Raw genomic sequence first — 22,557 nt, 5'->3', positions numbered from 1 at the left:
GGGGGCACAGGCCTTGACCCGGTGCGTCCGAGAGCCGACGGATGCCGCGGCATCCGTCGTACGTCAGGCGGAGCCGCTCCACGGCGCCGGCACGAGGACCCAGGCCACCTCGGCCGGCGCGTCGTCGTCCGCGGTCCACGTGTGCGGCTCCCGCCCGGGGAAGGTGAGCGCGTCGCCGGATTCGAGCCGCACGGTGCGGTCGGCGAAGCGGACGGTGACGGTTCCGGAGATCACGTGCATGACCTCGACGTCGCAGTTGACGGTGTAGAGGTCGGTGCCGCCGTGGGCGCCGGGTTCGAGGGACGATCGGAGCAGCTGCACGCGCTCCTCGCCGCGCGGCGACATGAGGTGCTCCTCGACGTGCACGCCGCCGAGGTTGATGCGGGGCGCATCCCCGCGGCGGACGTGCTGGATCTCGGGCTCGGCGAAGAGCGCGCCGACCGGGAGCGAGAGCACCTGGCAGAGCTGCACGAGGGTGGCGACGCTCGGCGAGGTCTCGTCGCGCTCGAGTCGGCTGAGGAAGCCCTTGCTGAGGCCCGTCGCCTCGGCGACCTGCGCGAGCGTGAGGCCCTGCGCGATGCGCGTACTGCGGAGCTTCGCGCCGATGGGCGTGCCGCCGACGTCGGCGGAGGGGTGGAGGGGGCGCACGTCGGCTCCTCTCGTCTCGTGGCGCGAGCGCGGCATCCGTCGCCCTTGACGCGAGTGGGCCGGTCGGCGTAGCGTGTCCCGCAAGTTTCCTCAACAGTACCGGAAGTTGTCTATTATGCAACACCCCACCGAATCCGCGCCGATCGGCCCGGTCGACGCCAGCGTCGTCCCCCGCTTCGCCGGCATCGCCACGTTCGCCCGGCTGCCCCGACTCGACGAGGTCGAACGAGCGGATGTCGCGGTCGTCGGGATCCCGTTCGACTCGGGCGTGAGCTACCGCCCGGGCGCCCGCTTCGGCCCCGCGCACGTCCGCGAGGCATCGCGCCTGCTCCGCCCGTACAACCCGGCACAGGACGTGTTCCCGTTCGGTGCGCAGCAGGTCGCCGACGCGGGCGACCTCGCCGTGAACCCGTTCGACATCGCCGAGGCCGTCCGCCAGGTCGAAGCCGGCGCGCGCCAGCTCCAGGAGCGCGCGACGAAGCTCGTCGCGATCGGCGGCGATCACACGATCGCCCTCCCGCTGCTGCGCGCGATCCACGCCCAGCACGGCCCCGTCGCGGTGCTGCACTTCGACGCGCACCTCGACACCTGGGACACGTACTTCGGCGCGCCCACCACGCACGGCACGCCGTTCCGCCGAGCGAGCGAGGAGGGCCTCATCGACCTCACCGCGAGCATGCACGTCGGCATCCGCGGCCCGCTCTACGCCAAGGGCGACCTCGAGGACGACGCACGCCTCGGCTTCTCGATCGTCACGAGCGAGCACCTCGAGGAGCACGGCGTCGCGAGTGCGATCGAGCGCATGCGCGCCCGCATCGGCGACGCCCCGCTCTACATCTCGATCGACATCGACGTGCTCGACCCCGCGCACGCGCCCGGCACCGGGACGCCGGAGGCCGGCGGCCTCACCAGCCGCGAACTGCTGCGGATGCTGCGCGCCCTCGCCGACCGGAACATCGTCGGCGCCGACGTCGTCGAGGTCGCGCCGGCCTACGACCACGCCCAGCTCACGGCCGTCGCGGCGAGCCACGTCGCGTACGAGCTCATCAGCGCCATGGCGCCCCGCGACTGACCGGCCGAGCCGGCACCGCACCACCCACCACCACCCACCACGTCCCCGCACGGCGAAGGAGCCCCAGGATGACCGACGTCCACACCCCAACCACCGAGGAGGTCGAGGCCGCGGCATCCGCCATCGTCGACGCCTTCGCCGCAACCGACCGCGACCGCTACTTCGCGACGTTCGCACCGGATGCGACCTTCGTGTTCCACACCGAGCCCGCGCGGCTCGACGACCGGGCCGCCTACGAACGGCTCTGGGACGAGTGGGTCGGCGGCGGATGGCGCGTCGTCTCGTGCGATTCGACCGACCGGGCCGTCCAGGCCTTCCCGGGCGGCGCGATCCTCTCGCACTCGGTCGCGACGACCGTCGAGACGCCCGACGGCCGCGAGTCGTATCGGGAGCGCGAGACCATCGCGTTCCGCACCGATCCCGCCAGCGGCCTCATCGCCGTGCACGAGCACCTCTCCCCCATGCCCGACGGCGACCCCGCCGCCTGACCCCACCCACCCGAGGAGAACCAGTGATGTCGCTCCACACCCGCCTCGAGCAGCGCCTCGAACGCAATTCCGACGACGCCGGCCCCGTGCGCGGCAGCCTCTCGCTGCTGCGCATCGGCATGATCTGGCTCGCGGCGAACCTCGTCGTGACCACCCTGCTCACCGGCACCCTGTTCGTGCCCGGCATCGACTACGGCCTCGCCATCCTGCTGATCATCGTCGGCACGCTCGCCGGCGCGGTCGTGCTCGTGACGGTCGGCAACATCGGCACCCGCACGGGCCTGCCGACCATGGCGCTCACGCGCGGCCCGTTCGGCACGCGCGGCAGCCTGCTGCCCGTCTCCGCGAACGTCGTGATCCTCATGGGCTGGAGCTGGGTGCAGGCGATGCTCGCGGGCATCGCGCTCGACTTCCTCGTGGCATCGGTGACCGGATTCTCCAACCCCGTCATCTGGGCGGTCGTCTGCCAGACGATCGTCGTGATCCTCGCCATCTTCGGCCACGAGGGCATCGCGCGCATCGAGCCGTGGCTCGCGGGCATCATGCTCGCCATCATGGCGTTCATCTTCATCGCCGCGTTCACGACGTTCACGCCCGCCGAGTTCCAGGCGATCCCCGTCGACGAGTCGATCGGCTACACCCCGATCCTCGTGCTCGACGTGGTCATCGCGACCGCGATCTCGTGGACGGTGCTCTCGGCCGACTTCAACCGCTTCGCGAAGACCAGCCGCGCCGGCATCATCGGCTCGGGCGTCGGCTACAGCCTCTCGACCATCATCGCGATGTCGCTCGGCGCGACCGCGATCTCGTACGTCGTGCTCTCGGGGGGCGAGGCGATCCCCTTCGACCCGGTGACGATCGTCGAGCCCTTCGGCTGGCCGCTCGCGGTCGTGATCTTCACCTCGGTCATGGCGACGAACACGATGGTCGTCTACGGCATGGTCACGTCGGTCGTGAACGCCGTGCCCGGCGCGAAGGTGAAGTTCCTGCCCACGGCCCTCATCCTCGGCCTGGTCTCGATCGTCGGCTCGACCTTCTTCGGACTGCTGGAGCAGTTCACGACGTTCCTCGTGACGATCGGCGCGCTGTTCGCCCCCGTGTTCGCGATCATGATCGTCGACTACTACCTCGTCAAGCGCGGCTCGTACACCCGCGAGATCCTGAACGCCCGCGGCGGGCGCTACTGGTACCGAGGGGGCGTGAACTGGCTCGCCGTCCTCGCCTGGGTCGTCGGCGCGGTCGCGGTGTACCTCTGGACGTGGATCTGGCCGACGCCGATCGGCGCGACGATCCCCGGCTTCGCGCTGACGTTCGTCCTGTACCTGCTCCTCTCGCTGCGGGAGCGGTCCGCGCACGGAGCGCAGCCGAGCGAGCACCTCTCGCGCGAGACCGTCACGACGGACGCCTGACCGCCGTGCGCGACCTCAGCCACCCGATCGCCGACGGCATGACGGTCTACCCCGGCGACCCGTCGGTGCACCTCTCCCCCGCGCTCGAGCTCGACCGCGACGGCGCCGCCGTCACCGCCCTCGAGCTCGGGTCGCACACGGGGACGCACGTCGACGCGCCGGCGCACACCGTCGGCGGCGGCCGGACCATGGCCGAGGTCGCGCTCGACGAACTCGTCGGCGAGGCCCTCGTGTTCCACCTCGAGGGCCTCGCCGACCACGCGACGTACGGGCTCGACGAGCTCGCGGCAGCGCTCCCGGAAGGCGTGCTGCCCGACGCGCTGCCGCCGATCGTCGTCGTCGACACGGGCTGGTGGCGCTGGTTCGGCGAGGAGCGCGCGCTGCGGCATCCGTCGCTCGACCCGGCCGCCGCGGCCGAGCTCGTCGCGCGGGGCGTGCACGTGCTCGCGGTCGACACGCTCAGCCCCGACCCGACGGATGCCGCGGGCACGACGTCCTTCCCCGTGCACGACGTGCTCCTCGGGGCCGACCACCTGATCGTCGAGAACGTCGCCGGCGTCGAGGGCCTGCCGCACCGGGTGCGCGTCGGGTTCTTCCCGCTGCGGCTCGGCGTCGACGGCGCGCCCGTGCGCGCGGTCGCCTTCGACGGCTGACGAAGGTACCGCGGCAGCGCGAACGCGAGCAGACTGGGGCGATGGACCTCGGTGCGTTCTCCGTCAGCCTCGCCGTCAGCGACCTCGCCGCCTCGAGGGAGTTCTACGAGCGACTCAGGTTCGAGGCGTTCGGCGGCGATCCCGACCAGGGCTGGCTCATGCTCCGGAACGGCTCGCACGTGATCGGACTGTTCCAGGGCATGTTCGAACGCAACCTGCTGACCTTCAACCCGGGCTGGGACCAGGCTGCGGCCGAGGTCGACCCGTTCACCGACGTGCGCGAACTGCAGCGGTCCCTCCGCGATGCCGGTGTCGAGTTCGTGTCGGAGGTCGACGAGGGCGGTTCGGGGCCCGGGAGCTTCATCGTGGTCGATCCCGACGGCAACCCCGTGCTCGTCGACCAGCACCGCTGACGGGGGGCGGCGCTCCTCCGCGGTCCGCACCTCGCGCGGGCGCGCGAGCGCCCGAGCGCCCGCGCGTCCGCTCGTTCGCTCGCGCGAGCGCCCGAGCGCCCGCTCGGCGGCGCGTTCGGGAGGAAGTTCCGACCGCCGCGCCGCCGAGACCACCCCGGCGCACGGCGTGTCGCCGGGAATGTCCTCCCGAACGTCGGCGGGAGGGCCGCGACGTCGCGCCACGTACGCGGCAGACTGGAGCGATGGACCCGGTACAGGCGTTGGAGGAGATCGCGTCACTGCTCGAGGTGCAGCTCGCCTCGCCGTTCAAGGCCAAGGCGTTCCGCCGCGCGGCGGGCGTGATCGGCCCCCTGCCCGACGACGAGCTCCGCGCCCGTGCCGCCGACGGCAGGTTGAAGCGGACGCCCGGCATCGGCGACTCGAGCCTCGGCGTGATCGTCGAGGCGCTCGACGGGAAGGTGCCCGGGTACCTCGCCGACCTCCGCGAGAAGGCGGGCGTCGAGGCGAGGACGGGCCTGCGGGCGCTCCTCCGCGGCGACCTGCACGCGCACTCGGACTGGTCGGACGGCACGACGAGCATCGCGGCCATGGCGCGCGCCGCGGCATCCGCCGGCCTCGACTACTTCGCGCTCACGGATCACTCCCCGACGCTGCGCGTCGCGAACGGCCTCTCCCCGGAACGCCTCGAGTCGCAGCTCGAGATCGTCGGGGCGCTGAATGCGGGTCTCCCTGAGCCCGACCGCGACGACGCGCATGACGCGCGCGATCGCGGCGACCTCGGCGTGCGGATCCTCACGGGTATCGAGGTCGACATCCTCGAGGACGGCGTCCTCGACCAGCGTCCCGACCTCCTCGACCGCCTCGACGTGGTGGTCGCGAGCGTGCACTCGAAGCTGCGCGCGCCGCGCGACGCGATGACGAAGCGGATGCTCCGTGCCATCCGCGACCCGCGCATGAACGTGCTCGGGCACTGCACGGGCCGGCTCGTGCAGGGCTCGCGCGGGACCCGCCCGCAGTCGGAGTTCGACGCCGAGGCCGTGTTCGCCGCATGCGCCGAGCACGACGTCGCGGTCGAGATCAACTCCCGGCCCGAGCGACAGGACCCGCCCGACGACCTCATCGCGATCGCGATCGGGGCCGGCTGCCGGTTCTCGATCGACACCGACGGGCACGCGCCCGGCCACTTCGGGTTCCTCGCGCTCGGGGCCGCTCGCGCCGAGGCGGCCGGCATCCCGCCGGAACGGATCGTCACGACCTGGGACGCCGAGCGCCTCGTCGACTGGGCGGGATCGAAGAAGCGGATCGCCCCCTAGTCGTCGGTGGCGTCGGCGTCCGAGGCATCGCCCGGCTCGGCCGGCGACGAGCGCGGCCCGGGATTCGAGCCCCAGCGCTCCACCAGCCAGTCCAGCACCTCGGGCACCACCTCGAGCACCGCGACGTGCCCGTCGTCGAGGCGCATCCACAGCCGGGCGTCCGGCAGGCCGGCGACGAGGCGCACGGCGTGCGCCCGCGGGATCACGCGGTCGAGCTCGCCCTGCACGAGCAGCACGGGCACGCGCACCCCGGCGAGGTCGAAGCCCCACGCGCGCGTGAACGCCACGTCGTCGTCGACCAGTCCGCCCGGGCCCGCCGACTCGGCGCGCCCGGCGTCGCGGCCGACCGCGCCCCATTCCCCGCCGAGCGCGGCGAAGTCGCTGTCGATGAACTGCGCCGGGTCGAATTCGTCGGTCTCGGCGAACCGCATCCGCTCGTCGCGCGAGGCGGCCGCAGCACGCAGCGCGCCGGGCCCGTGCATGCCGGCGAACCAGTCGTCGTCGCCCCCGTACGGCGCCGGGCTCGCCAGCACCGCGGCCGCCGTCACGCGATCGGGCAGGAGCGCGGCGCACGCGAGCGCGTGCGGCCCTCCACCCGAGTACCCGACGACGGCGAAGCGATCGACGTCGAGCGCGTCGGCGATCGCGGCGACGTCATCTGCGACGGATGCCACGTCCCGGGCGGGTCGCGACGTCGAGCCTCCGTAGCCCGGGCGTGCGAACGTGATGAGCCGGATGCCGCGGGCCCGTGCCGCCCGGGCGAGCGGCTCGAGCGGCTCGCCGGTGTGCGGCGACCCCGCATGCCAGACCACGACCGGCGCCCCCGGGCGTGTCGCTCCGGTGTCGAACGCGCGCACGACGCCGCCGTGCGGAGACGGCACGTCGACCGGAGCGGCACCGGTCGCGCCGACGGCCGCTATCGCTCGACCGCCTTGCGGTCGTCTCGACGCGTCACGAGCCACCTGAGCCAGAAGAAGACCACGACGGCGACGACCGCGACGATCGCGAGCTTCACGACGAACCACAGGACGCTGAAGACGACGTCGACGAGGATCCACGCGATCACGACGGCGGCGATGACGCCGAGGACGGTCCAGACGGTGCGGCTCATCCTTCGAGCCTAGTCAGCCTCGCGCCCGGGTCGACCAGAGCGCGAGCGCGATGAGCAGCGGCTGGAACCACAGCCGGACGAACCGCGCGCGATCGGTCGTGAGCCCGAACGCGTCGCGCCGTTCGCGCCACTGCGCGATGTTGCCGGGGAACACCGCGGCGAAGAACGCGGCGACGATCCATCCGATGCGCGACCGCTCCCTCGGGAGCGCGACGAGCGCGGCGCCGAGTCCGACCTCGACGACGCCCGAGCCGACGACGACCGCATCGGCGTCCATGGGCACCCACGGCGGGACCTGGGCCCGGAACTCGCGCCGCGCCCACAACAGGTGGCTGACGCCGGCGAAGACGAGGAACGCCGCGAGGGTCCACCGCCCGGCGGTCCGCGCGGGCGTGGAGGGGGGCACGGGAGCAGACCGGGTCATGGCTCGAGCCTACGGAGCGGGTGCGACGACGTCAGCCCTGCACGCGCCCCGACTTCGCCGCGATGCGCTTCAGCAGCGGCGGCGTCGCGACGACCCAGGCGACGACCATCACCACGACCGACAGCGCGAAGATCGCGAAGCCGATCCAGTCGTCGGCGTCGCGCGCCGCGTACATCTGGTTCAGCTTCCGCAGCGCCCCGGTCGAGAGCACGAGCACGACGTGCACGAAGGTGAAGGCGAGGAAGAAGAGCATCACCGGGTAGTGCACGGCACGCGCCATCCGCTCGGTCCTCGCCGACGCCCACCGGCCCTCGGCGGGCCAGATCGACGACAGCCTCAGTCCGGTGACGAGGGCGAGCGGGGCCGCGATGAAGACGACCGAGAAGTAGGCGAGCTGCTGGAGGGCGTTGTAGACGATCCACGAGTCCTCGGTCGGCCACTCGAGCGACGCGTACTGCAGGGCGGCCGAGACCGCGTTGGGGACCACGGCCCAGTCGGTCGGCACGATCCGGAGCCACTGGCCGGTCGCGAACAGCAGCACGACGTACGTGATGCCGACGAGCACCCAGAGCGCGTCGAGCCAGAGGTGGAACCAGAGCCAGATGCCGAGCCGGCGGGGCGCCCGCCTCGTGCGCGGCCAGCGCGTGTTGTCGCGCGTCCAGAACCCGGGCGGCCGGCGCCTGCCGCGCAGCTCGAGCCCGGTCTTCACGAGCAGCACGAGGAAGAACGCGTTGAGGAAGTGCTGCCATCCGAGCCACCACGGGATGCCCACCGGGGTGCCCTCGGGCGGCGGGACGACGCCCGGGTACGTGTCGATGAACGCCTCGACGGCGGGGATGCCGCGGAGGAGGCGGGCGACCACGACGATGACGACGAAGGCGACGACCGCGATCAGGGTCCCCCACAGCACGCGCGTGCGCTGCGCCCTCCACCACTCGGCGGCGCGGGCGGACGTCGTGGGGGTCGTGGTCATGGGGCGTCGGGTCCTTCTCCAACGGATGCCGGCGGCGGCCGGCTGCCGGGCGGCGCGGTCGCGCGTCGGGCGTGAAACGGATGCCTCCGACGATATCGCCGTCGGCTGGGAGCGCGTGACGCCGGCGCAACACCGCGTCGCACCGGTCCGCCCGACCTATGCTGGCCCGATGCTGCAGGATCTCGTCGACGGCGCCCGGATGCTGCTCCGCGGCTTCGGCTTCTGGCGGCGCGACCCGGGGGCGATGCTCCTCGGACTCGTCCCCGCGGCGATCGTGTTCGCGGCGCTCGTCTGGGGGCTCGTCGCCCTCGGCATCGGCCTGCCGGGGCTCGTCGACCTCGCCACGCCGTTCGCCGACGTGTGGGCGGAATTCTGGCGCACGGCGTTCCGCACGGTCGTCGCGGTCGTGGTGTTCGCGGGGGCGGCGGTGCTCGCGTTCGTGACGTTCACCGCGCTCACGCTCATCGTCGGCGACCCGTTCTACGAGCGCATCTGGGCGGCCGTCGAGACCGACGCCGGCGGGCTGCCGCCCGGCGAGGGCCCGGGGTTCTGGAGCGGGGTGCGCGGGTCGCTCGTGCTCGTCCTGCAGGGCCTGCTCTCGGCGATCCTCGTCGGACTGGTCGGCATCCTGCCCGTGATCGGCGCCCTCGCGGCCGCCGTCCTCGGAGCCGTGCTCACCGGTCGACTGCTGGCCCGCGAGCTCACCGCTCGCGCGCTCGACGCGCGCGGCATCCCGCTCGAGCAGCGACGCGAACTCCTCCGCGCCAACCGCTGGCGGTTCCTCGGCTTCGGCGTCGCGACGCAGCTCTGCTTCCTCGTTCCGTTCGGCGCGGTGGCGACGATGCCGGCCGCGGTCGCGGGCGCGACCCTGCTCGCGCGGTCGGCGACGGACGAGCCGGCACGGTGACGGACGAGCCGGCACGGTGACGGTGCACGGGATTTCTCCCTGCAGGTGCATCCGTTCCGCCGCCTCCGCCGGAAGTAGGTGATGGCGGGTCACCCTCGCGTCGCGTCACGTCGCTCGCGGCAACGGCGCGGCGCGAGGCCCCGCCGGGATCCGGCCGAACGCTCGGAGGGGGACACGACCGCTCGGCCGGGGATGGAGGACCCGGCGGCGGATGTCGCGGCGGCTGCCCACGCACCGCGGCATCCGTCGTCGTTCGCCTCAGTGCCCGTCGCGGAGCACCTCCCCGACCCATTCGGGAACCAGCACGCTCGCGGGCCCGAGCCGCGACTCGGCGAAGAACGGCGTGATCTCGCTCTCCGCGAGGTTCAGCTCGAGCGTCGTCGCGCCGAACGCCGACGCGGTGAGCACGAATCCCGCCGCCGGATGCACCGCGCCCGACGTGCCGATGGCGACGAACGCGTCGCATGCGGCGAGCGCGACGTCGATCTCGTCGAGACCGTAGGGCATCTCGCCGAACCAGACGACGTCGGGGCGGAGCATCCGCTCGCCGCATGCCGGGCACGGCGGCCCCGGCAGCAGGTCGCCCGGCGCATCGCTCCGCGCCTCGCAGGCGACGCAGCGCACCCGGCCGAGCTCGCCGTGCATGTGGAGCACGCGAGCGGATCCGGCGCGCTCGTGCAGGTCGTCGATGTTCTGCGTCACGACGAGCAGGTCGTCGCCGAGCTCGCGCTCGAGCGCGGCGAGCCCCGCGTGCGCGGGGTTCGGGGCGACGGATGCCACGGCGTGGCGCCTGGCGTCGTAGAAGCGCTGCACGGTGTCCGGGTCGAGCTCGAAGGCCTCGGGGGTCGCGACGTCCTCGACGCGGTGCCCCTCCCAGAGTCCGCCCGCGTCGCGGAACGTCGGCACGCCGCTCTCGGCGGAGATCCCGGCGCCGGTCAGCACGACGATGCGCGGAGCGCCGGCGAGTCCGGGTGTCATCCGGTCGCCCCCGGGGCGCGTCCGCGGAACACGAGCACGCGGGTCGGTCCGAACGGGAACGAGGGCACCCGCACGAGGCGAGCCTCGTCGACCTCGAACCCCGCGGCGGCGAGTGCACCGCCGGTGTCGCGATCCCAGTGGCATCCGTGGCAGAACCGTCGCGAGAACGGCGTGACCGCACGCTGGATGCCGCGCTTCAGCGTGCCCGGCGGTGCGACGACGTGGTCGACGAACACGACCGTGCCACCGGGACGCAGCACGCGCCGCACCTCGGCGAGCGCGCGCGCCTGGTCGGTCACCGAGCACAGCACGTAGGTGCCGACGACCGCGTCGACCGATGCGTCCGGCAGTGGGATGTGCTCGGCGACGGCGTCGAGCGGCTCGCCGCGGTGCTGCCAGGCGCGTGCCCGCTGCGCGAGCTCGACGCGGCGCTCGGCATCGGGTTCGAGGCCGACCCAGTCGACCTGGGTGTCGAACGCCCCGAAGTTCTCGCCCTCGCCCGCACCGATCTCGAGGACGCGGCCGCGCACGCGCCCGATGGCCTCGCGCTCGAGGTCGTCGAGGTCGTCGTCGGTGATGAGCGGGGGCCGCGCGGCATCCATCACAGGTCATGCGACCACGCGGCGCCCCGATCGTCAAGCGGCGGGCCCGGCGCTCAGCGGCGCAGCCAGGCCGTCGTCTCGCCGGGCAGCCGGTCGCCGACGAGGTCGCCGCTCGCGACGAGCACCGATCCCTCGGGCAGCGGCGCCGGCTCGGTCCCGAAGTTGGCCACGACCTCCCAGCCGTCGGGTCGGCGGAAGTGCACGACGTCCGGGTCGGGGGTCGGCACCCACTCGAGCTCCTCCGCCCCCTGGAGGTCGTGGCGGAGCGCGAGTGCGCGCCGGTACATCGACAGGGTCGACGTCGGGTCGTCGACCTGCCCGTCGGCCGCGTACTCGCCGAACCAGTCCGGCTGCGGCAGGTGCGCACCGTCGGGGCCGAAGCCGAAGGAGTCGCCCTCCGCCGTCCACGGCAGCGGCACGCGGCATCCGTCGCGGCCGATGTCGACACCCGGATTGCGGAAGTACGCGGGATCCTGCCGCTCCGCCGCGGGGATCTCCGCCACCTCGGGGAGCCCGAGCTCTTCGCCCTGGTACAGGTAGGCGGAGCCGGGCAGGCCGAGCACGAGGAGCGTCGCCGCACGGGCGCGGCGGAGGCCGCGCTCGCGGTCGAGCGGAGGCGTCGCCCCGCCCGAGAGCAGCCACGCCGCGCCGTGCTTCTCACCGGGCGCCGACGGCTCGGGGAGCCCGTAGCGCGTCGCATGCCGGACCACGTCGTGGTTCGAGAGCACCCACGTCGTGGACGAGCCCGATGCCGCTGCGAGCGCGAGGTTGGCGTCGACGATGCGGCGGAACTCGGCGGCGTCGAACGACGCCTCGAGCAGGTCGAAGTTGAACGCCTGCCCGAGCCCGTCGACGCTCGCGTACCGCGGCCGGCGGTGCGACTCGACCCACGCCTCCGCGACCCCGGTGCGCGGCGGCGTGTACTCGTCGAACACGCGACGCCATTCGGCGTAGATCTCGTGCACCTCGTCGCGGTCCCACAGCGGGTGGGCGCCGTCGCGCGGCAGCGAATCGAGCGTGGCCTGGTCGGGCAGGTCGTCGTCGAGTCGCTTCGCGAGGCCGTGCGCGACGTCGATGCGGAACCCGTCGACGCCGCGATCCGACCAGAACCGCAGTGTGCGCAGGAAGTCGTCGCGCACCTCCCGGTTGTCCCAGTTGAGGTCGGGCTGCTCGGTTGCGAAGTAGTGCAGGTACCACTGGCCGTCGCCGACGGCCTCCCACGCGGGCCCGCCGAACGCGCTCGTCCAGTCGGCCGGCGGCAGTGATCCGTCGGGCCCCAGCCCGTCTCGGAAGACGTAGCGGGCTCGGGCGGCCGAGCCTCGCGGCGAGGCGAGGGCCTCGCGGAACCACTCGTGCCGGTCGGACGTGTGGTTCGGCACGATGTCGATGATCACCCGGATGCCGGCCTCGTGCAGCGCCGCGACGAGGTCGTCGAAGTCGGCGAGCGTGCCGAGCCTGGGGTCGACGTCGCGGTAGTCGTCGACGTCGTACCCTCCGTCGGCGAGCGCCGACGGGTAGAACGGGCTCATCCAGACGGCGTCGATGCCGAGGCCCTGCAGGTACGGCACGCGGGCGCGGATGCCCCTGAGGTCGCCGATCCCGTCGCCGTCGGAGTCCGCGAAGCTGCGCGGGTAGATCTGGTAGACCGCGGCCTGGCGCCACCAGTCGGCGTCGTCGCGGAGCGGGTGGAGGTCGGGGCGTGCGAGCACGTCGCTCATGAGGTGCGGAGGTCCTTTCCGGAGTGAGGATGGAGGGTGGAGGTGGTCGAGGTCGTGGAGCCGGTGATGGCGGCGTCGGGCGCACGCGTGGGCAGCGGGCGGGGCTCGCGCCCACGCCCGCGGCCCGGGTCGACCGCGTGCGGTCAGCCCTTCACGGCGCCCTGGGTGACGCCCTCCATGACCCATCGCTGCGTGAACAGGTAGACGACGATCGCGGGCGCCATGGCCATCAGGTACGACGCGAACGACACGTTGTAGTTGTTGCTGAACTGCGTCTGGAAGATCGACTGCACGACCGGCAGTGTCTGCTGCGCGGAGTCGGCGATGATCAGCGACGGCATCATGAAGTCGTTCCACGACGCCAGGAAGGCGAAGATCGCCACGGTGGCGCTCATCGGCGCGAGCAGCGGGAAGATCAGCTGCCGGAAGGTCTGCCAGGTGGTCGCGCCGTCGATGCGGGCGCTCTCCTCGAGTTCGAGCGGGATCGAGCGCAGGAACGCCGTGAACAGCAGGATGCTGAAGGAGAGCTGGAACATGATGTGCAGGATCGTGACGCCGGCCGGGTTCGCGAGCCCCGTGAGGCCGGTGAGCTGGATCTGCGGGAGTGCGACGACCGGGAACGGCAGGAACATCGCCGCGAGCAGGTAGAAGAACGACCAGCGGAAGAACCGGCGGTCCCAGTTGCGCACGATCGCGTACGAGGCGAGCGACGCGAGGATGACCGTGCCCACCACCGTGCCCGCGGTCACGAGCAGGGAGATCGTGAAGGCGACCGGGAAGTTCGTGAGCTCCCACGCCTGGGCGAACCCCGAGAAGTCGATCGGCGCCGGCAGTGAGAAGGCGTTGCCGTCGACGGCCTGCGAGGTCGACTTCAGCGACATCGAGATGGTCACGTAGAGCGGCAGGATCACGGTGATGGCACAGAGGAACAGGATGACCATGGTCGTCCAGCTCGTCTTCTCCTGTCCGACCTTCCCGCGCCGACGCGCGGGGGTCGGCGCGCCGTTGCGGGCGGTGGCCTGGCGGACGGAAGCGGCGGTCCGCTTCGCTGCTGTCTGGGTCATCAGATCGCCGCCTTTCCGCGGGTGATTCGGAGTTGGAGCACCGAGATCGCGACGGCGATGATGAAGAACATCGTCGCGTTCGCCATCTGGTAGGCGTAGTCGCCGCCCGTGAAGCCGGTGAAGATCGTCATCGCGATGCTGCGGGTGGAGGTTCCCGGACCGCCGTTGGTGAGGCCGATGATGACGTCGTACACGTTGAGGTAGTTCTTGAACCCCAGGATCATGTTGATCACGACGTACCCGGAGACGAGCGGAAGGGTGACCGACCACAGCCGTCGCATCGCACCCGCCCCGTCGATGTCGGCGGCCTCGTACACCTCGCCGGGGATCGAGAGCAGTCCCGCGATGTAGATGAGCAGGGTCGCCGGGATCGTCTGCCAGGCGGTGACGATGACGATCGAGAGCCACGCGAGGTCGGGGTTGGCGAGGATCGACTCGGACAGCCACGGGATCCCGAGCGACGAGCCGAGCGCCGGCACCGAGTTGGAGAAGAGGAAGTTGAAGACGTAGGCGATGACGATGCCCGAGATCACCATGGGGATCACGAACACGGCGCGCAGCCCGGCCTTGAGCCTGATCTTCGCCGTGAGGCCGACGGCGAGCAGGAACGCGATGACGTTCACCAGCAGCACGGTCACGATCGCGAAGCCGAACGTGAAGCCGTAGCTCGCGAGGATCGCGGGGTCGGAGAACGCGGCCACGTAGTTCGTGAAGCCGATGAACTCCCAGTCGCCGAACCCGATGAAGTTCGTGAACGAGTAGAAGATGCCGAGCACCGCCGGCACCGTGATCGCCAGCGTGAAGATCACGAGCGTGGGGACCAGGAACCAGTAGTAGATCGGGTCGACGCGCGTTCGACCGCGCCGATCGTGACGGGTGCCCGCGAGGTGGTCGACCTTGCCGTGCTCGGCCTCGTCGACGAGCGCGCCGGCGGATGCCGCGGCCGTGGTGACGGGTGTGCTCATGTCGGGGTGTCCTTTCGAATCGCCGTCAGCCGCGCAGCGCGAGTCGCGCCCAGTCGGCGTCGATGGTCGCGAGCGTCGCCGGGATGTCGCCGCCGGTCGCCATCGTCTGGATGTAGTTGTCGATCGGGATGGTGAGCGGGATCGACCGGGAGAGGCCCTGGTAGAACGCACCCGCGTCGTAGTACTCCTGCATCGGGACGATGCGCTCGTCGGTGACCGGCGCGGCATCCGTCGTCGTGCCGAAGCCGAGGAATGCGGCGTTGTACTCGTCCATGACGTCCTTCTGCATGAGGTACGAGACGAACTGCCGCGCGGCCTCCTGCTCGGTGCTCGCCTCGGGGATCCAGAGGGCGAGGTCGAGGTTGACCCGGACCTTGAGGTCGTCGGGGTCGTCGCTCGAGGGCAGCGGGAACGTCGCGAGCTCGAGGTCGGGCGCGGTCTTCGCGATCTCGCCGAATGCCCACGGGCCCTGCATGTACATGGCGGCCTCGCCGTTGGCGAAGGCGACGTTGCCGTCGCCGTAGCCGCGGCTCGCCGCGTCGTCGTTCGAGTACTCCGCGAGCCGGCGCATCTGCTCGCTCGGCTCGAGGATGGTCTTCTGGAACGAGACGGCCGAGTCGGGTCCGACCTCGGTGCCGATCTCGTCCATCTGCTCGAGGAACCCGGGGACGTCGACCGAGCCGCCGACGGAGTAGTCGAAGAGCCCCTGGCCGAGGGTCCACGGGTCCTTGAACGTGCTGTAGATCGGCGTCACGCCGGCGGCCTCGAGCTCGTCGCAGACCGCGATCAGCTCGTCCCACGTCGTCGGGACCTCGATGCCGTGCTCCTCGAAGATCTCCACGTTGTAGATCACCGACGCGGCCGCGACCGAGTAGGGCAGCACGCTCGTCCGACCGGGATAGGTCGCGTACTGGTCGACCAGGTCCTGCACCTCGGGGCGGATCCGGTCGGCCTCGGGCATGTCGGAGAGGTCGGAGAGCGCGCCGCGCTCCATGAACCGGGCCATCTCGTAGTTGTAGTTGAGCAGCCCGACGTCGGGCGGATTGCCGCGGAGGAAGCCTGCGGAGAGGTTGGAGGCCGTGTCGAGGGTGACGCGGACCTCGTCCTGCGAGGCGTTGAAGTCATCGACGAGGCCCTGGAAGTAGGGGATCGCCTCCGGCTTCGACATGTGGAACGTGATGTCGGAGGTTCCGCCGCCGGCGGTACTGCATCCGGCCAGTGCGAACGCCGTGGCGACGGCCGCGGCGGCGGCCCGCGTCGCCCGGCCACGCGAGCGGCCTCCGGCCGATGCGGGTCTGGTGGTCGCGTTACGAGGCACGTGTCGTCTCCCCTTGGATCTCGTGGCCGGCACGCGATGGTGCGTCGACTCTGACGGGAGTAAATCTAGGGTGTAGATTTACTCTGTGTCGTAAATAATGGCTCAGGGATCGGGAAAGGTCAAGGGCATGGGCGAGAACGACGTCGCGACGTCACCCCAGGTGCTGCGGCGCGTCAACGCGCGCCGGGTCCTGGAGCACGCGTGGCAGACCGGCGCCTTCACGGCCGCCGACGTGATGACCGAGACCGGCCTCACCCGGTCGACCGTGATCGGGCTCTGCGACGAACTCGTGCGCATGGGCTGGCTGACCGAGCTCGAGGACGCCCGCACGTTCGGGACCTACACGAAGGGCCGGCCGGCCCGCCGCTACTCGCTGCGGGAACGCGCCGCGGTCGTCGTCGGCGTCGACGCCGGATACGACCACATCGCCGCGACCGTGGCCGACCTGCGCGGCACTCCGCTCGCCCGGCGCACCGCATCGATCCCCGCCGCCGGTCCCGGCCGGACGGAGCGGCTCGCCGACGCCGAGGGGCGGCGCGCGCTCGCGCGGGCGACCGTGGACGAGGCACGGCGAGCCGCCGGATCCGCCGCCGAGGACGTCGTCGCGATCGCGGTCGCCGTGCCTGCCCCGGTCGACGGCGGCGGCGTCTCGCCGCCCGAGCACTGGTTCTGGAACCTGACCAATCCCGGCTACGCCGGGCTCTTCGCAGACGACGCCGAGATCGTCATCGTCGAGAACGACGCGAACCTCGCGGCCATCGCCGAGCGTTCGGCCCCGGGCGGCGGCGGGCGCGACGTCGACTCCTTCATCGCCCTCATCGTCGGCGAGGGCCTCGGCGCCGGGCTCATGATCGACGGCCGGCTCGTCCGAGGCCGGCGCGGCGGAGCCGGCGAGCTCCGATTCCTCGACCACGTCGAGGGCGTGGGCTCGGCCGACGGGCTCGCCCTGCTCGCCAGGCGATGGGCCTCGGAGGCCGTGAGCTCCGGCGTCGGGCCCGACAGCGCGCTCGGTCGGCTCGACCCGCGGACGATCGACGAGGCGCAGGTCGGCGCGGCCGCGCTGGCCGGAGACCCCGTCGCCGCCGAGATCGTCGACCGGCTCGCGTCGCGACTCGCCCGCATGTGCCTCGTGCTCGGCGATCTCCTCGACGTCGACCGCATCATCGTCAGCGGCGGCGCCAGCCGGTCCCTCCCGATGGTCATCGAGGGCGCTGCCCGACTGATCGACGGGAGCGGCGATCCGAGCGCGCCCGAACTCCGGATCTCGACCCTCGGCGAGGGCTGCGTGACGACCGGGGCGATCGCGCACGCGCTCGCCGCGGTCCGGGCGCGCGCGCTCGACCTCGGGCCGACGGCCCGCGGCGCGGCCTGACCCGTCGCCCGGTTCCGGGCGGCGCCGCCGAACCCGTCAGTGCGGACCGGACGTTCGGCGGGGCATGATGGAGGCATGGGCTCGCTCGCGGATCTCCGAGCCGCCGTGGAGGCGTTCACGGCGACGGCTGCCGAGACCGATCCCGAGGCGCCCGTCCGTTCCGAGACCTGGCCCACCGCGGGCAGGATCATCGACCATCTCGGGAACATCCAGCGCTGGGCCGCCGAGGTGCTGCGCACCGGCGCTCCCGCCGACCGCGCCGCGTTCCGGCGACCCGCCGACGCGGAACGGATCCCGTGGTTCACCGCCGGGGCGGCCGGTCTGATCGAGGCGATCGAGCGCACGGACCCCGACCGCCCGTGCGCCGTGCTCTTCGGCGAGCTCGGGCGAGCCGGCTTCTGGCGACGCCGCATGTCGCACGAGGCGGCGAAGCACCTGTGGGACCTCCGCACGGCGCGCGACGAGGACCCGCCGTTCCCGCCCGAGGTGAGCGGCGGCGGAACGGCCGACGTGATCGACGAGTTCGGGGACGTGTTCATGCCGCAGGCCCGCAGGCGCGGCATCCGCGGACTTCCCGGCGACCTCGTGCTCGCAGCAGCCGACGCGCCCGCGGAATGGCGGCTGTCGCCGGACTGGGTCCTCGAGCGCGGGCCGGTCGTCGGGCACGCTCCCGCGGCGACGGTCCGCGCGTCGCTCGGCGATCTCGTGCTGCTCGTGTGGGAACGCGCGGACCCGTACGCGAGGGCGGGACGATTCGACCTGCGCGGCGACGACTCGGTGATGCGCGCGTTCGTCGAGACCCCGGTGCACCTCTGAGCAGACCCGAGGTCGTGCTGCTCGTTCGCGCAGGGTTCTTCCGGACGTCACCGGAGCGGCCTAGCCTGAGCGCGGATCCGAACGCCAGCAGAGGAGCTCGCATGTCCATGAGTCGACCCGATCGCCCCAGCACCGCACGCCGCACCCCGCTCGTCGCCGCATCGGTCGCGGCGATCGCCCTGGGCGCCTCCGTCGTCGCCGCGCCGGCGCACGCCGCCCCCGGCGGCGAACCCGGTCGCGCCGACACCGTCCGCGTCGCCACCTACAACCTCTCGCTGAACCGGAACTTCGAGGGGCAGCTCGTCGCCGACCTCTCGACGGGCGCGAACGCGCAGGCGAAGACCGTCGCCGAGATCATCCAGCGCACGAACCCCGACATCGTGCTCCTCAACGAGTTCGACTACGTGCCCGACGGCGTGGCGGTCGACCTGTTCCGCGACAACTACCTGGAGGTCTCGCAGGGCGGCGCCGACCCGGTCGAGTACCCGTACGCGTTCGTGGCCCCGTCGAACACGGGCGTCCCGAGCGGATTCGACCTCAACAACAACGGCGTGATCGGCGGCGGAGACGACGCGTTCGGCTTCGGCTTCTTCCCCGGCCAGTACGGCATGGCCGTGCTCTCGAAGTACCCGATCGACGAGTCGGCGGTGCGGACCTTCCAGCACTTCCTCTGGAAGGACATGCCGGGGGCACTGCTGCCGGACGACCCGAGCACCGAGGCGCCGGCCGACTGGTACTCGCCCGAGGAGCTCGACGTCTTCCGCCTCTCGAGCAAGTCGCACTGGGACGTCCCGGTCGAGATCGGCCACCGCACGGTGCACGTGCTGGCGTCGCACCCGACGCCGCCGACGTTCGACGGCGCAGAGGACCGCAACGGCACGCGCAACCACGACGAGATCCGCTTCTGGGCCGACTACGTGAGCCCGGGTGCCGCCTCGTCGTACATCTACGACGACACCGGGGTGTCCGGCGGGCTGAAGCCCGGCTCGTCGTTCGTGATCCTCGGCGACCAGAACGCCGACCCGCTCGACGGGGACTCGACGGATGACGCGATCCACCAGCTCCTCGGCCACCCGCGCATCACCGACCCGATGCCGATGTCGGCGGGCGCGGCCGAGGCGGCCGAGCTGCAGGGCGGCGCGAACCTGGCGCACGAGGGCGACCCGTCGCTCGACACCGCAGACTTCAACGACAACCCGGCGCCCGGCAACCTGCGGGCCGACTACGTGCTGCCGTCGAAGGACCTCCGCGTCGCCGACGCGGGCGTGTTCTGGCCGCTCTCGTCCGACCCGCTGTCGGCGCTCACGGGCACATTCCCGTTCCCGTCGAGCGACCACCGACTCGTGTGGGTCGACGTGCACGTGCGCGGCTGATCCCGGACCGCGAACGGCCCGCCTCCCGCGAGGCGGGCCGTTCGCCGTGCTCGCCGCCTCAGCCGTCGCGGCTCGACACGGCGTCGGCAGACGCCAGGGGCAGCGGCAGCCCGGTCGCCCGGTGGGCGGATGCCACGAACGCCGGCCTCACGCGCTCCCACCCGTCGAGGTATCCGCCGACCATCGCGGCGTCGCGGACGAGCACGAGCTCCGCGGCGGCGAGGCGCGGGTCGGGCGCATCCGCCGCGTCGAGGACGTGCTCGAGCTCGGACCGGAACCATTCCCGGTGAGCCGCGACGGCCCTGCGGACGCCGCTGTCGGCGTCCGGGTACTCGGCCGCCGCGTTGATGAACGGGCAGCCACGCGTGTGATGGCGCGCGACGTCTTCGGCGAGTCCGTCGATCACGAGTCCGACGAGTTCCCTCGGCGGCGCCCCCGTCGCCTCGGCGGCATCGAACGCCGCGCGGATGTTCGCGTCCTCGACCCCGAGATAGGCCTCGACGAGGTCCTCCTTGCTCGGGAAGTGCCGGTAGAACGTCGCACGGGTCACGCCCGCCTCGCCGACGATGCGGTCGACGCCGACCGAGTGGATGCCCTCGCGGTAGAAGAGCGCGCTCGCGGTCGCGAGGAGCCGCTCGCGCGCGACCGAAGTGCCGGCCGGGGTCGTTCGTGCTGCCATGAACGAAATGATAGAACGATCTTTCTCCTTTCGCTTGACATCGGATCGACCGACGGCGTACCTTCTGGGAATAGAACAAGATAGAACGATCGTTCTACCTCTCAGGAACGCACGACACCACCGCCAGGAGGAGCAGGAACCATGACCACCGCCGCGAAGCCCCCGATCGTCCTCATCCACGGTCTCTGGATGACCCCGAAGAGCTGGGACACGTGGGCCGAGCGGTTCCGCTCACTCGGCCACGACGTCATCGTCCCCGGCTGGCCGGGCATCGACGATCGCTCCGTCGCCGACATCCGCTCGAACCCCGGACCGCTGAAGGGCATCGGGCTGAAGCAGATCGCCGACCACTACGAGCGGATCATCCGCGCGCTGCCGCGGAAGCCCATCATCATGGGCCACTCGTTCGGCGGCGTCATCACCCAGATGCTCGCCGACCGCGGGCTCGGCATCGCCTACGTCGGCGTCACGCCCGGCCAGACGGCGGGCATCACGACCCTGCCGCCCGCGACGCTCCGCACCGGCTTCCCGATCCTCTCCAATCCGTTCGACCGCAACGGCGCCAAGCCGATCTCCAAGGGCCACTTCCACTTCACGTTCGGCAACGACCTCAGCCGCGAGGCGTCCGACCGCATCTGGGAGGAGTACGCCGTCAACTCGTACAACCGGGTCCTCTTCGAGGGCGTGGCCTCCACGATCAACGAGAAGGGCGGCGTCACCCACGTCGACTACGGCCGCACCGACCGTGCGCCGCTGCTCGTCATCAGCGGCGAGATCGACCACGTCGTGCCGCCGGCCATCGGCCGCGCCATCGTCCGGAAGTACCGCAGGACGGGCAGCCCGGCCGTCGTCGACCACCGGGAGTTCGCCGGGCGCACGCACCGCATCGTCAGCCAGGACGGATGGGAGGAGGTCGCCGACTTCGCACTGGAGTGGGCCCTCGAGCACGCCGAGGCCCAGCCTGCACCCGGGCGTCCCGCGGCCTGAGCGCCACCTCGGACCCGCCGGATGGCGCGGCGTTCCGAGTGCACGCCGTCGCCCCGCACACCGGTCGCGATCGGCGTCCTTGACACCCGCGACCGACCGGAGGAGGCTCGGCCACGAGGCATCCGCTCGATGCAACCGGGCACGGGAGGTGGGGCCGATGACGCGACCCATCGAGGGCGTCGCAACGGCCGACACGGCATTCTTCGGCCTCGCCGAGGACGGTCCGTTCGACGAGCCCGTCGACATCGACGTCGACGGACGGGCCGCCGACGAGGATGCGATCTGGGGCGACCTGCACGTCTCGCCGTTGCGACGCGCGCTGCGCTCGTTCTTCGACAACGGCGGCGTCTCGGCAGTGGCGGTGCGCGTCGCCGACGCCGGCATCGATGGTGTCCGGCTCGGCCTCGAAGCCCTCGACCAGGTCGACCTCGTCAACCTGCTGGTGCTCCCAGCCGAGTCGGCGGCGCACGCCGACGCCCGCGAGGTCGTCGCGGAGGCGGTCGCATTCTGCGAACGCCGACGGGCGATGCTGCTCGTCGACCCGCCCGCGTCGTGGACCAGCCTCGAGGCGATCCGCGCCGCGATCTCTGCGGGCGCCGAGGCCGCGGTCGGCACCTCGAGTGCCAACGCCGCCCTGTACGCGCCGCGCCTGCGTCGCCCGGACCCGTCGCGCGCCGGGTCCGTGGAGACGTTCGCCGCCTCGGCGGCGGTGGCCGGCGTCTTCGCGCGCACCGACGCGTCGCACGGCGTCTGGTCGGCACCGGCGGGAACCGACGCGGACGTCCGCGGCGCCGACGGCCTCGAGTTCGACCTCGGGAACCGCGATGCCGACTCGCTCAACACGTCGGGCATCAGCACGTTGCGCACGTTCGCGGGGCGAGGGCCGGTCGTCTGGGGCGCGCGCACCCTCGCGGGCGCTGACGCGACGGCGAGCGTCTGGAAGTACGTGCCGGTGCGCCGCACGGCGCTCTTCCTCGAGGAGAGCCTGGATCGGGGCCTGCAGTGGACCCGGTTCGAGCCGAACGGCGAGGCGCTCTGGGAGGAGGTGCGCGAATCGGTCGGGGCGTTCCTGCACGAGCGGTACCGGGTCGGCGCGTTCCGGGGGAACTCCCCCGATCGCGCGTACTTCGTCAAGTGCGACCGAGACACGGTCTCGCAGCGCGACCTCGATGCGGGCGACCTGCCGGTCTTCGTGGGGTTCGCACCGATCCGCCCTACGGAGTTCGTGGTCCTGCACATCAGGGCGCACGCACTGCCCGCGCACGACTGAGCCG

General features: G+C 72.1%; 24 protein-coding genes. 12 read left to right on the top strand and 12 right to left on the bottom strand.

Translation table 11 applies throughout. The features are described from left to right. Positions 1-63: 63 nt before the first annotated feature. Positions 64-648 (bottom strand): helix-turn-helix domain-containing protein, encoded by a 585-nt coding sequence (locus GJR97_RS00470; protein ID WP_324612931.1) that lies wholly within the window; start codon positions 646-648, stop codon positions 64-66. Positions 649-763: 115 nt separating this feature from the next. On the opposite strand from GJR97_RS00470, the gene speB reads away from it, so the two are divergent. The 6 genes from speB to GJR97_RS00440 all read left to right on the top strand — a co-directional run bounded on the left by speB (position 764) and on the right by GJR97_RS00440 (position 5,996). Further along, entirely contained in the window at positions 764-1,720 is a 957-nt protein-coding gene (gene speB, locus GJR97_RS00465) for an agmatinase (protein WP_154344598.1), read from the top strand. Positions 1,721-1,788: 68 nt separating this feature from the next. After that, on the top strand, positions 1,789-2,208 hold the full coding sequence (locus GJR97_RS00460; protein WP_154344597.1) for a YybH family protein: 420 nt from the start codon (positions 1,789-1,791) through the stop codon (positions 2,206-2,208). A 26-nt stretch (positions 2,209-2,234) separates the two neighbouring features. Then, positions 2,235-3,617, top strand: coding sequence for a purine-cytosine permease family protein (locus GJR97_RS00455; RefSeq protein ID WP_154344596.1), 1,383 nt, complete (start codon positions 2,235-2,237; stop codon positions 3,615-3,617). 5 nt (positions 3,618-3,622) lie between these two features. Beyond that, positions 3,623-4,270 carry a cyclase family protein gene (locus GJR97_RS00450; protein ID WP_324612930.1) on the top strand — a complete coding sequence of 216 codons (648 nt, stop codon included), beginning with the start codon at positions 3,623-3,625 and terminating at the stop codon, positions 4,268-4,270. A 41-nt stretch (positions 4,271-4,311) separates the two neighbouring features. Beyond that, positions 4,312-4,683 (top strand): VOC family protein, encoded by a 372-nt coding sequence (locus GJR97_RS00445; RefSeq protein ID WP_154344595.1) that lies wholly within the window; start codon positions 4,312-4,314, stop codon positions 4,681-4,683. A 242-nt stretch (positions 4,684-4,925) separates the two neighbouring features. Next, positions 4,926-5,996, top strand: a complete 1,071-nt coding sequence (locus tag GJR97_RS00440; RefSeq protein WP_154344594.1) for a PHP domain-containing protein — start codon at positions 4,926-4,928, stop codon at positions 5,994-5,996. Here the strand turns inward: GJR97_RS00440 and GJR97_RS00435 are convergent. The 4 genes from GJR97_RS00435 to GJR97_RS00420 form a co-directional block, all read right to left on the bottom strand. Next, the gene (locus GJR97_RS00435) at positions 5,993-6,808 is read right to left on the bottom strand and encodes an alpha/beta fold hydrolase (protein ID WP_324612929.1); all 816 of its coding nucleotides are present in this window, start codon (positions 6,806-6,808) and stop codon (positions 5,993-5,995) included. The genes GJR97_RS00440 and GJR97_RS00435 overlap by 4 nt on opposite strands. 104 nt (positions 6,809-6,912) lie before the next feature. Continuing rightward, positions 6,913-7,107, bottom strand: a complete 195-nt coding sequence (locus GJR97_RS00430) for a hypothetical protein (RefSeq protein ID WP_129234113.1) — start codon at positions 7,105-7,107, stop codon at positions 6,913-6,915. 13 nt (positions 7,108-7,120) lie between these two features. Further along, positions 7,121-7,531 (bottom strand): DoxX family protein, encoded by a 411-nt coding sequence (locus GJR97_RS00425; protein ID WP_154344593.1) that lies wholly within the window; start codon positions 7,529-7,531, stop codon positions 7,121-7,123. 31 nt (positions 7,532-7,562) lie between these two features. Then, positions 7,563-8,504 carry a cytochrome b/b6 domain-containing protein gene (locus GJR97_RS00420; protein WP_154344592.1) on the bottom strand — a complete coding sequence of 314 codons (942 nt, stop codon included), beginning with the start codon at positions 8,502-8,504 and terminating at the stop codon, positions 7,563-7,565. Between the two features lie 169 nt (positions 8,505-8,673). On the opposite strand from GJR97_RS00420, the gene GJR97_RS00415 reads away from it, so the two are divergent. Further along, positions 8,674-9,411 carry an EI24 domain-containing protein gene (locus GJR97_RS00415; RefSeq protein ID WP_229275872.1) on the top strand — a complete coding sequence of 246 codons (738 nt, stop codon included), beginning with the start codon at positions 8,674-8,676 and terminating at the stop codon, positions 9,409-9,411. A 258-nt stretch (positions 9,412-9,669) separates the two neighbouring features. On the opposite strand, the gene GJR97_RS00410 is transcribed toward GJR97_RS00415, so the two are convergent. The 6 genes from GJR97_RS00410 to GJR97_RS00385 all read right to left on the bottom strand — a co-directional run bounded on the left by GJR97_RS00410 (position 9,670) and on the right by GJR97_RS00385 (position 15,906). Then, positions 9,670-10,389 (bottom strand): NAD-dependent deacylase, encoded by a 720-nt coding sequence (locus tag GJR97_RS00410; RefSeq protein ID WP_154344591.1) that lies wholly within the window; start codon positions 10,387-10,389, stop codon positions 9,670-9,672. Continuing rightward, positions 10,386-10,991, bottom strand: coding sequence for a class I SAM-dependent methyltransferase (locus GJR97_RS00405; protein ID WP_154344590.1), 606 nt, complete (start codon positions 10,989-10,991; stop codon positions 10,386-10,388). Before GJR97_RS00405 ends, GJR97_RS00410 begins: the two co-directional genes overlap by 4 nt. A gap of 53 nt (positions 10,992-11,044) precedes the next feature. Further along, positions 11,045-12,709 (bottom strand): glycoside hydrolase family 13 protein, encoded by a 1,665-nt coding sequence (locus GJR97_RS00400; RefSeq protein WP_154344589.1) that lies wholly within the window; start codon positions 12,707-12,709, stop codon positions 11,045-11,047. 143 nt (positions 12,710-12,852) lie between these two features. Then, positions 12,853-13,773, bottom strand: a complete 921-nt coding sequence (locus GJR97_RS00395; RefSeq protein WP_154344588.1) for a carbohydrate ABC transporter permease — start codon at positions 13,771-13,773, stop codon at positions 12,853-12,855. Further along, entirely contained in the window at positions 13,773-14,738 is a 966-nt protein-coding gene (locus GJR97_RS00390) for a carbohydrate ABC transporter permease (protein ID WP_154344587.1), read from the bottom strand. Before GJR97_RS00390 ends, GJR97_RS00395 begins: the two co-directional genes overlap by 1 nt. Before the next feature lie 25 nt (positions 14,739-14,763). Continuing rightward, positions 14,764-15,906 (bottom strand): ABC transporter substrate-binding protein, encoded by a 1,143-nt coding sequence (locus GJR97_RS00385; protein WP_154344586.1) that lies wholly within the window; start codon positions 15,904-15,906, stop codon positions 14,764-14,766. A gap of 277 nt (positions 15,907-16,183) precedes the next feature. Here GJR97_RS00385 and GJR97_RS00380 point away from each other — a divergent pair, with 277 nt between their 5' ends. The 3 genes from GJR97_RS00380 to GJR97_RS00370 all read left to right on the top strand — a co-directional run bounded on the left by GJR97_RS00380 (position 16,184) and on the right by GJR97_RS00370 (position 19,617). Further along, positions 16,184-17,428 carry an ROK family protein gene (locus tag GJR97_RS00380; protein WP_195760567.1) on the top strand — a complete coding sequence of 415 codons (1,245 nt, stop codon included), beginning with the start codon at positions 16,184-16,186 and terminating at the stop codon, positions 17,426-17,428. Positions 17,429-17,503: 75 nt separating this feature from the next. Next, a complete protein-coding gene (locus tag GJR97_RS00375; RefSeq protein ID WP_154344584.1) occupies positions 17,504-18,244 on the top strand; it encodes a maleylpyruvate isomerase N-terminal domain-containing protein in 741 nt (246 codons plus the stop codon). A gap of 101 nt (positions 18,245-18,345) precedes the next feature. Continuing rightward, positions 18,346-19,617: an endonuclease/exonuclease/phosphatase family protein gene (locus GJR97_RS00370; RefSeq protein ID WP_229275871.1), complete on the top strand. Its 1,272-nt coding sequence runs from the start codon at positions 18,346-18,348 to the stop codon at positions 19,615-19,617. 58 nt (positions 19,618-19,675) lie between these two features. Here the strand turns inward: GJR97_RS00370 and GJR97_RS00365 are convergent, their stop codons facing one another. Further along, positions 19,676-20,296, bottom strand: coding sequence for a TetR/AcrR family transcriptional regulator (locus tag GJR97_RS00365; RefSeq protein WP_154344583.1), 621 nt, complete (start codon positions 20,294-20,296; stop codon positions 19,676-19,678). 141 nt (positions 20,297-20,437) lie between these two features. Between GJR97_RS00365 and GJR97_RS00360 the strand changes: the two genes are divergently transcribed. Both GJR97_RS00360 and GJR97_RS00355 read left to right on the top strand, forming a co-directional pair. Next, positions 20,438-21,283: an alpha/beta hydrolase gene (locus tag GJR97_RS00360; protein WP_154344582.1), complete on the top strand. Its 846-nt coding sequence runs from the start codon at positions 20,438-20,440 to the stop codon at positions 21,281-21,283. 157 nt (positions 21,284-21,440) lie between these two features. After that, positions 21,441-22,553 carry a phage tail sheath family protein gene (locus tag GJR97_RS00355; protein ID WP_154344581.1) on the top strand — a complete coding sequence of 371 codons (1,113 nt, stop codon included), beginning with the start codon at positions 21,441-21,443 and terminating at the stop codon, positions 22,551-22,553. Positions 22,554-22,557: the final 4 nt, after the last annotated feature.

Source organism: Agromyces kandeliae (assembly GCF_009674665.1).
Classification (GTDB): Bacteria; Actinomycetota; Actinomycetes; order Actinomycetales; family Microbacteriaceae; genus Agromyces; species Agromyces kandeliae.
This window is presented reverse-complemented; position numbering and strand designations above follow the sequence as displayed.